The following is a 13,282-nucleotide window of genomic DNA, read 5'->3' on the forward strand; positions in this document are numbered from 1 at the left end:
AGCTAAATTCCTGCAAAAGACGAGTTTTAACGGGCGTATTTAAAGTGATAATCATAAGATATCTGGTGCGGGAGACGCTGAAGAGCCAACTGGCGATCCTCTTTATCCTTCTTCTGATCTTTTTCTGTCAGAAGCTGGTCAAGATCCTCGGCGCGGCGGTTGACGGTGAAATCCCAACAAATCTGGTGCTTTCTCTGCTCGGATTAGGCGTGCCTGAAATGGCGCAGCTCATTCTGCCGTTAAGCCTTTTCCTCGGTTTACTGATGACGCTCGGTAAGCTGTATACCGAAAGTGAAATCACGGTGATGCACGCCTGCGGCTTAAGCAAAGCCGTGTTGGTGAAAGCGGCTATGGTGCTGGCGTTGTTCACGGGGATCGTTGCTGCCGTAAACGTCATGTGGGCAGGCCCGGCGTCATCTCGTCACCAGGACGAAGTGCTGGCGGAAGCAAAAGCTAACCCGGGGTTGGCCGCGCTGGCACAGGGTCAGTTCCAGCAGGCCACCGACGGTAACTCTGTTCTCTTTATCGAAAGCGTTGACGGCAGCCGCTTCAACGATGTGTTTCTTGCTCAGTTGCGTACTAAAGGTAACGCCCGTCCTTCCGTGGTGGTCGCCGATTCTGGTCAACTGGCACAGCGTAAAGATGGTTCCCAGGTTGTGACCCTGAACAAAGGGACGCGCTTTGAAGGCACAGCGATGCTGCGCGATTTCCGTATCACCGATTTCCAGAACTACCAGGCGATTATTGGTCATCAGGCCGTCGCGCTCGATCCGACTGACACCGAACAGATGGATATGCGTACCCTGATCAACACCGATACCGATCGTGCGCGTGCTGAACTGCACTGGCGCATCACGCTGGTATTCACCGTGTTTATGATGGCATTGATGGTTGTTCCGCTGAGCGTGGTGAATCCGCGTCAGGGACGTGTACTGTCGATGCTTCCGGCCATGCTGCTGTATCTGGTGTTCTTCCTGCTCCAGACGTCAATTAAGTCCAACGGTGGCAAAGGGAAAATTGACCCGGTTGTCTGGACCTGGGTAGTGAATGGTCTGTATCTGCTGCTGGCGGTGGGCCTCAACTTGTGGGATACGGTGCCAATGCGTCGAATCCGTGCCCGGTTTACGCGTAAAGGAGCCATCTAATGCAGGCATTTGGCGTTCTTGACCGCTATATCGGTAAAACGATTTTTACCACCATCATGATGACCCTGTTCATGCTGGTGTCGCTCTCCGGCATTATCAAGTTTGTCGACCAGTTGAAAAAAGCCGGGCAGGGGAGCTATGACGCGCTGGGCGCGGGGATGTATACCTTGCTCAGCGTGCCAAAAGACGTGCAAATCTTCTTCCCGATGGCGGCCTTGCTCGGCGCGCTGCTGGGGCTGGGGATGCTGGCGCAGCGTAGCGAACTGGTGGTGATGCAGGCTTCCGGCTTTACCCGTATGCAGGTTGCGCTGTCCGTCATGAAAACCGCGATCCCACTGGTGCTGTTGACCATGGCGATTGGCGAGTGGGTGGCGCCGCAGGGCGAACAGATGGCGCGTAACTACCGCGCTCAGGCCATGTACGGCGGCTCACTGCTCTCAACGCAGCAAGGTCTGTGGGCGAAAGACGGTAATAGCTTCGTCTATATCGAGCGCGTGAAAGGTGATGACGAACTGGGCGGTGTGAGTATTTACACCTTTAACGATGAACGTCGTTTGAAGTCTGTGCGTCACGCCTCCTCTGCAAAATTTGATGCTGAACACAAACAGTGGCGTCTCTCTCAGGTGGATGAATCTGACCTGAACGATCCGAAACAGATCACCGGGACGCAGACGGTTTCCGGTACCTGGAAGACCAACCTGACGCCGGACAAGCTGGGCGTGGTTGCGCTGGATCCTGATGCGCTCTCTATCAGCGGCCTGCATAACTACGTGAAGTATCTGAAGTCGAGTGGACAAGACGCCGGGCGTTATCAGCTCAATATGTGGAGCAAAATTTTCCAGCCGATGTCTGTCGCGGTAATGATGCTGATGGCGCTGTCGTTTATCTTCGGTCCGTTGCGTAGCGTGCCGATGGGCGTGCGCGTCGTGACCGGTATCAGCTTCGGCTTTGTGTTCTACGTCCTCGACCAGATCTTCGGTCCGTTGACGCTGGTTTACGGTATCCCGCCGATTATCGGCGCGCTGCTGCCAAGCGCCAGCTTCTTCCTGATTAGCCTCTGGCTGCTGCTAAAACGTTCCTGATTGTTCTCTCCTCGCTTCCGGTTTGCCGGAAGCGAGGCTAATCTCCTGTTTCACCCCGCACTTTTTCTCACAACCTTCAACGCCTCGCTGCGAATTTGAGTATTATTGAGCGATAACGTCGTGAAGGGATCCCCTATGAAGCAAATTCGAATGCTGGCCCAGTATTACGTCGACCTGATGATGAAGCTCGGGCTGGTGCGTTTCTCCTTACTGCTGGCACTGGCGCTGGTCGTTCTGGCGATTGTCGTGCAAATGGCCGTGACTATGGTTCTGCATGGTCAGGTTGAAAGCATCGACGTGATCCGCTCTATTTTCTTCGGCCTGTTGATCACGCCGTGGGCGGTCTATTTCCTGTCGGTGGTAGTGGAGCAACTGGAGGAGTCCCGTCAGCGTTTATCAAAACTGGTGGATAAGCTGGAAGAGATGCGCGAGCGCGATCTCAAGCTTAATGTCCAGCTCAAGGATAATATTGCGCAGTTGAATCAGGAGATTTCGGACCGCGAGAAGGCTGAAGCTGAACGTCAGGCTACGCTGGAGCAACTGAAAATCGAGATGAAAGAGCGCGAAGTGACGCAGATCCAGCTCGAACAACAATCCTCTTTCCTGCGCTCCTTCCTGGATGCCTCGCCGGATCTGGTTTTCTATCGTAACGAAGATAAAGAATTCTCCGGCTGTAACCGCGCAATGGAGCTGCTGACCGGCAAAAGTGAAAAACAGCTGGTTAACCTCAAACCGCAGGATGTCTATTCCGAAGAAGCGGCTGCCAAAGTGATGGAGACGGATGAAAAAGTCTTCCGCCACAACGTGTCGCTCACCTATGAACAGTGGCTGGATTATCCCGACGGGCGTAAAGCCTGCTTTGAGATCCGCAAAGTGCCGTATTACGACCGCGTGGGGAAACGCCACGGGCTGATGGGCTTTGGCCGCGATATCACCGAGCGTAAGCGCTATCAGGATGCGCTGGAACGCGCCAGCCGCGACAAGACCACCTTTATCTCAACCATCAGCCACGAACTGCGTACGCCGCTGAACGGCATCGTTGGGCTGAGCCGTATTCTGCTCGACACCGACCTGACCGGCGAGCAGGAAAAATACCTCAAAACGATCCATGTCTCGGCGGTCACGCTGGGCAATATCTTTAACGATATTATCGACATGGATAAAATGGAGCGCCGTAAGGTGCAGCTTGATAACCAGCCGGTGGATTTCACCGGATTCCTGGCCGATCTGGAGAACCTCTCCGGCCTGCAGGCCCAGCAAAAAGGGCTGAGCTTTGTGATGGAGCCAACCCTGCCGCTGCCGCATAAGGTGGTGACAGACGGCACGCGCCTGCGCCAGATCCTGTGGAACCTTATCAGCAATGCCGTGAAGTTTACCCAGAAGGGGCGGGTTGCGGTGCGTATTCGCTATGACGAAGGGGACATGCTGCACTTCGAGGTTGAGGACTCGGGTATCGGCATTCCGCAGGAAGAGCAGGATAAGATCTTTGCCATGTACTACCAGGTAAAAGACAGTAACGGCGGTAAACCGGCGACCGGGACCGGTATTGGTCTGGCGGTGTCGAAACGTCTGGCGAAAAGCATGGGCGGTGATATCACGGTTGCCAGCCACCCGGGCAAAGGTTCAACCTTTACCCTGACGGTGCATGCGCCCGCGGTGGCTGAAGAGGTGGAGGATACCTTTGAGAACGACGATATGCCGCTGCCCGCTCTGCACGTTCTGTTGGTGGAGGACATCGAACTGAACGTGATTGTGGCGCGTTCCGTACTGGAAAAACTCGGTAACAGCGTGGATGTGGCGATGACCGGTAAAGCGGCGCTGGAGATGTTTACGCCTGGCGAGTATGACCTGGTCCTGCTGGATATTCAGCTTCCGGACATGACCGGGCTGGATATCTCCCGTGAGCTTACGCGCAAATATGCTGCCGATGAGCTGCCGCCGCTGGTGGCGCTGACGGCGAACGTACTGAAAGACAAAAAAGAGTACCTCGATGCCGGTATGGATGATGTGCTCAGCAAGCCGCTGGCGGTGCCTGCCCTGACCGCCATGATCAAGAAGTTCTGGGATACCCGTGATGAAGAGGAGAGCACCATGACGTCTGTTGATAGCGCGAAAGCACATACCCTACTCGATACCGCGATGCTGGAGCAGTATATCGATCTGGTGGGGCCAAAACTGATTACCGATGGTCTGGCGGTATTCGAAAAAATGATGCCGGGCTACTTGAGCGTGCTTGAGTCCAACCTGACGGCGCGCGATCGGAAAGGTATCGTTGAAGAAGGGCACAAAATCAAAGGTGCGGCCGGCTCGGTGGGGCTACGCCATCTTCAGCAGCTGGGTCAACAGATTCAATCGCCTGATTTACCTGCGTGGGAAGATAATGTTGGTGAATGGGTTGAAGAGATGAAACAAGAGTGGCAAAACGATGTGGCGGTACTGAAAGCCTGGGTGGATGCCAGAAAAAAATGACCCCGGCTTAACCGGGGTGCGCGAATACTGCGCCAACACCAGGGAAATCGTGGCTGCGCCTGATTTTTCGTGTTGTTTTCGCTTGGACGCCGCCTGAATATTGAGGCCGCACGCAGATAAGATAGCAAATCTTAAATGGTTTGTTACATGAATCAGTGAAATGTGTGAAGCATAGCGGTTTAATCAGAATTTTTAATGTGCTTCAGCAGGTTGCAAAGAAGGAACGTCATAATGAAAAAGATTGGTGTCGTGCTGAGCGGTTGTGGTGTTTACGACGGTTCAGAGATACATGAAGCCGTATTAACGCTGCTGGCATTATCTCGTCAGGGCGCTGAAGCGATCTGCTTCGCGCCGGATAAAAGCCAGGCGGATGTGATCAACCATCTTACCGGCGAGCCGATGGCGGAAACGCGTAACGTCCTGATTGAAGCCGCGCGTATCGCCCGGGGTGCTGTCCAACCCCTGGCGCAGGCTGATGCCTCAACACTGGATGCGTTGATCGTGCCGGGTGGCTTTGGCGCAGCCAAGAATCTCAGCACCTTTGCTTCAGAAGGGGCAGAGTGCCTTGTCGATCCCGATTTAAAACGGCTCGCCCAGGCGATGCATGCAGCAGGCAAGCCGCTGGGTTTCATCTGTATTGCCCCGGCCATGCTGCCCCGGATCTTTGACTTCCCGCTGCGCCTGACCATCGGGACCGATATTGATACCGCAGAGATCGTCGAAGATATGGGCGGCGAGCATGTTCCTTGTCCGGTGGATGATATTGTGGTCGATGAAGACAACAAGATTGTCACCACGCCCGCCTATATGCTGGCGCAATCCATCGCTGAAGCAGCCACGGGCATTGATAAGCTGGTGGACAGAGTGCTGGTTCTCTCGCAATGAGCCGTAAATTTGCTGCGGGTACGTGGATAAAACGTACCCTGTTACGCGTTGTGCTTGTACTGGCCGTCTTCTGGGGCGGCGGGATTGCCTTATTCAGCATTCTGCCGGTACCCTTTTCCGCCGTGATGGTTGAGCGCCAGCTCAGCGCGTGGTTGACCGGTGATTTCGGCTATGTCGCCCATTCGGACTGGGTAAGCATGGATGAGATCTCACCGTTCATGGGGCTGGCCGTGATTGCGGCAGAAGATCAGAAATTCCCGGAGCACTGGGGTTTTGACATGGCGGCCATCGAGAAGGCGCTCGCCCACAACGAGCGTCACGAGAATCGCGTGCGCGGTGCGTCGACGTTGTCGCAGCAGACGGCCAAAAACCTGTTTTTATGGGATGGTCGAAGCTGGGTGCGAAAAGGGCTGGAAGCGGGGTTAACCCTGGGGATGGAAACGGTCTGGAGCAAAAAGCGCATTCTGACCGTCTATCTCAACGTCGCTGAGTTTGGCGACGGCATATTTGGCGTGGAAGCTGCCGCGCAGCGTTATTTTAATAAGCCAGCCAGCCGTCTGAGTATGTCAGAAGCGGCGCTATTGGCCGCTGTTTTACCGAATCCCATCCGTTTTAAAGCGAGTGCGCCGTCAGGGTACGTGCGAAGCCGTCAGGCGTGGATCATGCGCCAGATGCGTCAGCTAGGTGGGGAAGGGTTTATGCAGCGAAATAATCTTATGTAGGGCGGGTAAGCGCAGCGCCACCCGCCTGACTGGCAGACCTTAATCTTCGTCGAACCCTGCGTTGAACAGGGCAATCACCGCCGCCAGCGCTTCCTCTTCCTGGGGGCCGGTGGCCTCGACTTCAATCTGGCGACCTTTGGCAGAGTCCAGCATCAGCAGTGCGATCACGCTGTTGGCCTCTGCCTCTGTACCTTCATCGTTACGCAGCAGAACCTCCGCATCAAAACCTTGCATCAGTTCAAACAATTTCATTGCCGGGCGTGCATGCATGCCCAGCTTGTTGGTGATCTCAACGGTTTGTTTTACGGTCATGTTTTACGTTTTTCCAGCGTGCGATGACGGGACTGAACGTTCTTTCCGCGTGAGCGGAAGTAGTCGGCCAGCTGTTCGGCGATATAAACCGAACGATGTTTACCGCCGGTACAGCCAATCGCTACCGTCAGATAGCTACGATTGTTTGTCTCCAGCATAGGTAACCATAGCTCAAGGTAGCTTCGCGTCTGGTAGATAAAATTGTGAACTTCTGTGTGTCTGTCGAGGAAGGCCGCTACGGGCTTATCCAGACCGGTCATTGGACGCAGTTTGGGATCCCAGTGCGGGTTCGGCAGGAAGCGCACGTCGAAAACATAATCCGCATCGATAGGAATGCCGTGCTTAAAGCCGAAGGATTCAAACACCATCGTCAATTCACGCTCGCGTTTACCCAGCAGACGGGTTCGCAGCATTTCCGCCAGTTCGTGCACGGACATTTCGGAGGTGTCAACAATCAGGTCGGCCCGGGAGCGCAGTGGTTCCAGCAGATCGCTCTCTTCGTCGATGGCACTTTCCAGCGAAAGGTTTTTACTGGAAAGCGGGTGCAAACGACGGGTATCGCTGTAGCGACGGATCAGGGTGTTACGATCGGCATCAAGGAACAACAGCTGAGGCGAGAAGCACTCTGGCAGATTGCTCATGGCCTGTTCAAAGACCTCAGGTGATTCTGGCATGTTACGGACATCGATGCTGACGGCGGCAGAAATTTGTCTGTCCGCTAGCGTCCGCGCCAGATCGGGCAACAGCACCACCGGCAGGTTATCTACGCAGTAAAACCCCATATCTTCCAGCGCGCGCAGGGCGACGGATTTCCCCGACCCCGAGCGACCGCTGACGATCATCAGCACCATGTTCCGTTTCTCCTCAGGACAACAGATGTGAAGGCCATCTCCCGGTTACGCATCATCCTGATTGCCTTCTGCTTCAGTGATAATCTGGAAGAGCTCTTCATCACTTTGCGCTGAACGCAGTCGACGGCAAATGGTTTTATCGGCCAGGCGTTTAGCGACCAGCGACAACGTATGCAAATGGGTCTTTGTCTGGTCTGCTGGCACCAGCAGCGCGAAGAGGAGATCGACGGGCTGGTTATCAATGGCATCAAAGGCGATGGGTGTTTCAAGCTGCACAAACACGCCGACGGCACGCAAGGTGTCTTCTTCGAGTTTGCCATGCGGGATCGCGATGCCGTTGCCGATGCCGGTACTGCCCATTTTTTCACGGGTCAGGATAGCTTCGAACACCACTTGTGGCGGCAGGCCCAGCTGTTTTGCGGCCAGTTCACTGATGATCTCCAGCGCACGTTTTTTGCTCTGGCAGTGAACACCACTGCGGGTACATTCCTGGTTAAGGACATTGCTCAGTTGAAGAGCCGAATCGTTGTTCATCATAATTTCACCTAAGCGCTAACTGTACAAATGGCCTGTTGTGTCGCACAACAGGCCGTCCTGCACCCGTTAACTGCCCGGACAATTAGTGTTGTTTCAGTTTATCTTTATGTTTATTGAGCTGTCGCGCAAGCTTATCAATCAAGCCGTCGATAGCCGCGTACATGTCTTGCCCTTCCGCACTGGCATGGAGTTCACCCCCGTTAACGTGCAGGGTTGCATCCGAGATATGAGTCACTTTCTCCACTTTCAACACAATATAGACCTGATTGATCCTTTCGAAATACTGTTCGAGCTTCGCGAACTTCGTGTTCAGAAACTCGCGTAAAGCCTCAGTAATCTCGACGTTGTGTCCTGTGATGTTGAGCTGCATAGTGTCTTCCTTATCGGTTGTGTCAAACCAGTTGTTTACGCTGGTTAGACGGCGGAATGGATAAAGACTCTCGATACTTCGCAACAGTACGACGTGCCACCATAATACCCTGGTCGGACAGCATGGTGGTTAACTTACTGTCACTCAGTGGCTTCGCGGGGTTCTCCGCGGCGATCAACTTCTTCACCAGTGCGCGAATGGCCGTTGACGAGGCTTCGCCGCCGCCTTCGGTATTCACATGACTGGAGAAGAAATACTTAAGCTCAAAAATACCGCGTGGACTGTGCAGATACTTCTGCGTGGTCACGCGAGAAATGGTTGATTCATGCATCTCGACGGCCTGGGCGATGTCCGCCAGTACCATCGGTTTCATAAACTCTTCGCCCTGCTCAAAAAAGGCCTGCTGTTGTTCAACAATACAGCGGCTCACGCGCAGCAGCGTGTCATTTCGACTCTCCAGACTTTTAATCAGCCAGCGTGCTTCCTGCAAATTGCTACGAATATATTGATTATCGGAGTCATTGCGCGCGCTGGTGCACATGGAGGCATACTGCTGGTTGATTTGCAGGCGAGGAATGCTGTCTGAGTTCAGCTCGACCACCCAGCGACCGTTGTGTTTTCTGACTAACACATCCGGAATGACATATTCCGGTTCGCTGGTCTGGATCGACTGGCCGGGACGCGGATCGAGAGACTGGATCAGATTCACCGCCTCTTTCAGCACCTCTTCCTTCAGGCGCGTGACGCGCATCAGGGTGCGGAAATCGTGATTCGCCAGCAGATCAAGATGATCGCTGATGATTAAGCGGGCTTCTTCAATCCACGGCGTCTCTTTGGCGAACTGCGACAGTTGGATCAGCAGGCAATCGCGGAGATCTTTCGCGGCCACTCCGACCGGGTCGAAACGCTGAATGCGCTTCAGAACCGCTTCGATCTCTTCGAGTTCGATCTCGTCGTCGCCGATACTTTCCAGGATGTCGTCCAGGGTTACGGTTAAATAACCCGTATCGTCAACGGCATCGACAATCGAGGTCGCAATGGCGCGGTCGGTATCAGAGAAGGGGGTCAACTCCACTTGCCACATCAGGTAATCCTGCAGTGACTGGGTGGTTTCACCCTGGTAAACCGGTAGCTCGTCGTCCTGGTAGTCTGCACGCGTGCCGGAAGGGGTTCCGGCGGTGTAGATTTCATCCCAGCTGGCGTCCAGCGGCAGCTCGTCCGGCATCTCTTTTTGTTCGAGCGCATCAGCGGTGTCGAGCGTTTCAGTGTCCTGCGTTTGCTGGGTTTCTACCTCGTCATGAAGATCGGTTTGCTCCAGCAACGGATTACTGTCCAGCGCCTGCTGGAGCTCCTGCTGGAGTTCTAACGTGGACAGCTGCAACAGACGAATCGCCTGCTGTAGCTGCGGCGTCATCGCCAGTTGTTGGCTGAGTCTTAATTGCAAACCTTGCTTCATGTTCAGAGCATTTTTCTCCGGTTCGGCGTTACGTTACCTCTACCCTATCAGAGTCTGAAGTCTTCCCCAAGGTACACGCGCTTAACATGCTCATCTTCGAGGATTTGCTGCGGTGTACCGTGGGCAATCAGATGGCCCTGGCTCACAATGTAGGCGCGTTCACAGACGGCCAGCGTTTCACGGACGTTGTGGTCGGTGATCAGCACGCCAAGCCCGCTGTCGCGCAGGTGTTCGATAATGCGTTTGATATCAATAACGGAGATCGGGTCAACGCCCGCGAAGGGTTCATCCAGCAGGATGAATTTCGGGTTGGCGGCCAGCGCACGTGCAATCTCGACACGACGACGCTCACCCCCGGACAACGCCTGACCAAGACTGTCGCGAAGATGTTCGATATGAAACTCTTCCATCAGCTCGTTGGCGCGGTCGGTGCGCTGCTCGCTGGTCAGGTCGTCACGGATCTGCAGCACGGCCATCAGGTTGTCGTAGACGCTCAAACGACGAAAGATTGAGGCTTCCTGCGGCAGGTAGCCGATACCACGGCGCGCGCGCGCGTGCAGCGGCAGCAGGCTAATGTCTTCGTCATCAATGATGATGTTGCCAGCATCACGCGGCACAATGCCCACCACCATGTAGAAGGTGGTGGTTTTCCCTGCACCGTTAGGGCCAAGCAAACCCACAATTTCGCCGGAGTTGACGGTCAGGCTGACATCTTCGACGACACGGCGGCCCTTATACGCTTTCGCGAGGTTTTTTGCAGTTAATGTTGCCATAACGAATTAGTTACTCTTCTTTTGTGCCGGAGCCTGGCCTTTGCCTTTATCCTGCAGCTGCGATGGAACCAGCACGGTGGTGACGCGTTTGCCTTTCTCGCTGGAGGCCTGCATTTTCTGCTCTTTGACCAGATAGGTGATCTTGTCGCCGGTAATATTACTGTCCAGCTGTTCCAGATAGGCATTACCGGTCAGGATGACCAGATCCTTCGCCAGCTCATAGTGCATATGCGACGCGCGGCCTTTCACCGGTTTGCCGTTGTCCTGCATCTGGTAGAACGTGGCCGGATTACCATAGCCATCAATAATCTCTTTGCCCTGCTCGCCGCCCGGACGGGTAACGACCACTTTATCGGCGTTAATTTTGATGGTGCCCTGGGTCATCACGACGTTACCGGTGAAGGTGACGACGTTACCTTGCATATCAAGGGACTGAGTGTCGGATTCGATATGAATCGGCTGTTCGGTATCGCCAGTCACAGCAATCGCGGGAAGACTGGCCGCCAGCAGTGCGCTGGCGATAATGGCTTTAAGGCTGAGTTTGTTTGTTTTGAATTTCATAGGAGGTTCTAACCTTTTCAATCAGCTCGGCGTTTTTGCTGCGTAAGTTCCCGCGCATTCTTAAACCGCTGGAATTAAATGTTGTGCCATACAGTGTGACCAAATCTTGCGAAGTCACGTCCTGTGTCACCAGGTTGATCTGGGCGTTATCCGTCGTAATTTTGCGCAGCTGTGAGTCAGCGGTCAGGGCGTTGACTTCAACGTGGCCGTACAGATAAAGCATACGGTCATTTGTCAGTTTTGCCCGGTCTGACTTAATTGACCATGTCGGGGTTTTGTCAGTATCAAAGGTGGTCATCACCGGTTGGGTAAACCACGAGATACCGTCATCGGAAAAATATTCCACGTGCTGGGCAATCAGGCGATAGTTCAGCGCACCTTCAGGGCTGTACACCACAGTATCACTGTGATCGCTTTTATAGGTTGGGTCGCTCGTATTAACCACTTCTGTTTGTGCATCGTCACGGTCGGCAAGGTTCACGCCAATCAGTACCAATGCGACAAGCGAAAGCAGAATGATAACCCAACGTCTGGTTTTACTCATATCGATTGCCCTTTGGCCTCATCAAGCTTGCCCTGCGCGAGCAGAAGCAGATCGCAGACTTCACGGACCGCCCCACGTCCACCGTTGATCCGGGTGACGTAATCCGCGCGTGGGAGAAGCAGCGGGTGTGCGTCAGCAACCGCTACGCTCAGACCCACTTCCGCCATCACCGGCCAGTCGATCAAATCATCGCCAACATAGGCCACGTTCTCAGGTGCGACTGCCAGCTTCGCCAGCAAATCGTTAAAGGCGACCAGTTTGTCGGACTGCCCCTGATACAGATGGGTAATGCCCAGCGTTTCGCAGCGGTCTTCTAAAAGTTTAGCTTTCCGTCCGGTGATAATAGCAACTTCAATGCCGGACGTGAGCGCGCAACGAATGCCGTACCCATCGCGAACGTTAAATGCTTTCAGCTCTTCGCCGCTATTGCCCATATAAATCAGGCCATCGGAGAGCACGCCATCCACATCAAGGATCAACAGACGGATGTTTTCCGCCTTTGCCATCATGTGCGCGCTTACCGGACCATAACAGGTTGCAAGAGATGCACCCGCATTACTCATTGTCTTATCCTTCATTACACTACGCCTGCGCGCAGAAGATCATGCATATGTACCACACCCAGCAACTGGTCGCCATCGGCAACCATCACTGCGGTAATATGACGGGACTGCATCAGGTTCAGGACATCTACCGCAAGGATGCCCGGACGCACGCGAATTCCGCCTGGCGTCATGACGTCTGCGATACCCAATGTGCGAACGTCCACGCCCATATCGAACACCCGGCGTAAGTCGCCGTCGGTGAATATTCCCTGAATTTTCATCAGATCGTCGCACACCACCGTCATACCCAGATTTTTACGGGTAATTTCCAGTAACGCGTCGCGCAGGGAAGCCTCTTTGCTGACGTGAGGGATCTCATCGCCCGTGTGCATAATATCGTTGACCCTGAGCAGCAGCTTACGGCCCAGCGCACCGCCTGGGTGAGAAAGCGCAAAATCCTCAGGGGTAAAACCACGGGCTTCAAGCAGCGCAACGGCAAGGGCATCGCCCATCACCAGTGCTGCCGTCGTGCTGGACGTTGGCGCAAGGCCAAGCGGGCAGGCTTCTTTGGGCACTTTTACGCACAGATGAATATCCGCCGCACGCGCCATGCTGCTTTCCGGGCGGCTGGTCATACAGATAAGCGGGACCTGTAGTCTCTTCAGTACCGGGATCAGGGCCAGGATCTCATTGGATTCACCGGAATTCGACAGTGCGATAACCACGTCCTGCGGGGTGACCATCCCGAGGTCGCCATGCGCCGCTTCCCCTGGGTGCACGAAGAACGATGACGTTCCCGTGCTGGCAAAGGTCGCCGCCATTTTGCGTCCAATGTGGCCGGACTTGCCCATTCCCATTACCACGACTTTACCGGCACAGTAGAGAATCTTCTCACATGCCAGACTAAAATCCTGATTAATGTACTGATCTAACTGCGCCAGACCTTCACGTTCAATCTCCAGAACCTCTTTTCCTGCTTTCTGAAAGTCAAAACCCGGCTGCAATTCTATTTGCGACATAATGCGTTTCC

The 13,282-nt window shown here is 54.4% G+C and carries 15 protein-coding genes; 5 read left to right on the forward strand and 10 right to left on the reverse strand.

What is annotated here, in order from left to right; all coding sequences use genetic code 11:
- Positions 1-44 precede the first annotated feature (44 nt).
- The 5 genes from lptF (at position 45) to mtgA (ending at position 6,303) form a co-directional block, all read left to right on the forward strand.
- On the forward strand, positions 45-1,145 hold the full coding sequence (gene lptF, locus EXW94_RS10560) for an LPS export ABC transporter permease LptF (protein WP_089597752.1): 1,101 nt from the start codon (positions 45-47) through the stop codon (positions 1,143-1,145).
- Positions 1,145-2,227 carry an LPS export ABC transporter permease LptG gene (gene lptG / locus EXW94_RS10565; protein WP_010436079.1) on the forward strand — a complete coding sequence of 361 codons (1,083 nt, stop codon included), beginning with the start codon at positions 1,145-1,147 and terminating at the stop codon, positions 2,225-2,227. Before lptF ends, lptG begins: the two co-directional genes overlap by 1 nt.
- Before the next feature lie 135 nt (positions 2,228-2,362).
- Positions 2,363-4,696 (forward strand): aerobic respiration two-component sensor histidine kinase ArcB, encoded by a 2,334-nt coding sequence (gene arcB, locus EXW94_RS10570; protein ID WP_100166525.1) that lies wholly within the window; start codon positions 2,363-2,365, stop codon positions 4,694-4,696.
- 231 nt (positions 4,697-4,927) lie between these two features.
- Positions 4,928-5,581, forward strand: a complete 654-nt coding sequence (elbB, locus tag EXW94_RS10575; RefSeq protein WP_120159695.1) for an isoprenoid biosynthesis glyoxalase ElbB — start codon at positions 4,928-4,930, stop codon at positions 5,579-5,581.
- On the forward strand, positions 5,578-6,303 hold the full coding sequence (gene mtgA / locus EXW94_RS10580) for a monofunctional biosynthetic peptidoglycan transglycosylase (protein ID WP_089597749.1): 726 nt from the start codon (positions 5,578-5,580) through the stop codon (positions 6,301-6,303). Before elbB ends, mtgA begins: the two co-directional genes overlap by 4 nt.
- 39 nt (positions 6,304-6,342) lie before the next feature.
- Here mtgA and npr read toward each other — a convergent pair whose 3' ends face one another.
- From npr to kdsD, 10 genes are all read right to left on the reverse strand, one after another.
- Positions 6,343-6,615 carry a PTS phosphocarrier protein NPr gene (gene npr / locus EXW94_RS10585; RefSeq protein WP_003861872.1) on the reverse strand — a complete coding sequence of 91 codons (273 nt, stop codon included), beginning with the start codon at positions 6,613-6,615 and terminating at the stop codon, positions 6,343-6,345.
- A complete protein-coding gene (gene rapZ / locus EXW94_RS10590; RefSeq protein ID WP_010436066.1) occupies positions 6,612-7,466 on the reverse strand; it encodes an RNase adapter RapZ in 855 nt (284 codons plus the stop codon). Before rapZ ends, npr begins: the two co-directional genes overlap by 4 nt.
- 45 nt (positions 7,467-7,511) lie before the next feature.
- Entirely contained in the window at positions 7,512-8,003 is a 492-nt protein-coding gene (ptsN, locus tag EXW94_RS10595; protein WP_010436064.1) for a PTS IIA-like nitrogen regulatory protein PtsN, read from the reverse strand.
- Positions 8,004-8,085: 82 nt separating this feature from the next.
- Positions 8,086-8,373: a ribosome hibernation promoting factor gene (hpf, locus tag EXW94_RS10600; RefSeq protein ID WP_010436063.1), complete on the reverse strand. Its 288-nt coding sequence runs from the start codon at positions 8,371-8,373 to the stop codon at positions 8,086-8,088.
- Positions 8,374-8,395: 22 nt separating this feature from the next.
- Complete coding sequence (gene rpoN, locus EXW94_RS10605) at positions 8,396-9,829, reverse strand: RNA polymerase factor sigma-54 (RefSeq protein WP_042717706.1); 1,434 nt, start codon at positions 9,827-9,829, stop codon at positions 8,396-8,398.
- Positions 9,830-9,876: 47 nt separating this feature from the next.
- Positions 9,877-10,602 (reverse strand): LPS export ABC transporter ATP-binding protein, encoded by a 726-nt coding sequence (gene lptB, locus EXW94_RS10610; RefSeq protein WP_010436061.1) that lies wholly within the window; start codon positions 10,600-10,602, stop codon positions 9,877-9,879.
- A 6-nt stretch (positions 10,603-10,608) separates the two neighbouring features.
- Positions 10,609-11,163 (reverse strand): lipopolysaccharide ABC transporter substrate-binding protein LptA, encoded by a 555-nt coding sequence (lptA, locus tag EXW94_RS10615; RefSeq protein WP_010436059.1) that lies wholly within the window; start codon positions 11,161-11,163, stop codon positions 10,609-10,611.
- Complete coding sequence (lptC, locus tag EXW94_RS10620; RefSeq protein ID WP_148401074.1) at positions 11,132-11,707, reverse strand: LPS export ABC transporter periplasmic protein LptC; 576 nt, start codon at positions 11,705-11,707, stop codon at positions 11,132-11,134. Before lptC ends, lptA begins: the two co-directional genes overlap by 32 nt.
- The gene (kdsC, locus tag EXW94_RS10625; protein ID WP_120159693.1) at positions 11,704-12,270 is read right to left on the reverse strand and encodes a 3-deoxy-manno-octulosonate-8-phosphatase KdsC; all 567 of its coding nucleotides are present in this window, start codon (positions 12,268-12,270) and stop codon (positions 11,704-11,706) included. The genes lptC and kdsC overlap by 4 nt, the downstream gene beginning before the upstream one ends.
- Positions 12,271-12,284: 14 nt before the next feature.
- Positions 12,285-13,271, reverse strand: coding sequence for an arabinose-5-phosphate isomerase KdsD (kdsD, locus tag EXW94_RS10630; protein ID WP_010436053.1), 987 nt, complete (start codon positions 13,269-13,271; stop codon positions 12,285-12,287).
- Positions 13,272-13,282 lie beyond the last annotated feature (11 nt).

The sequence above is a fragment of the Enterobacter sp. JMULE2 genome, from assembly GCF_013337145.1.
GTDB classification, from domain to species: Bacteria; Pseudomonadota; Gammaproteobacteria; order Enterobacterales; family Enterobacteriaceae; genus Enterobacter; species Enterobacter mori.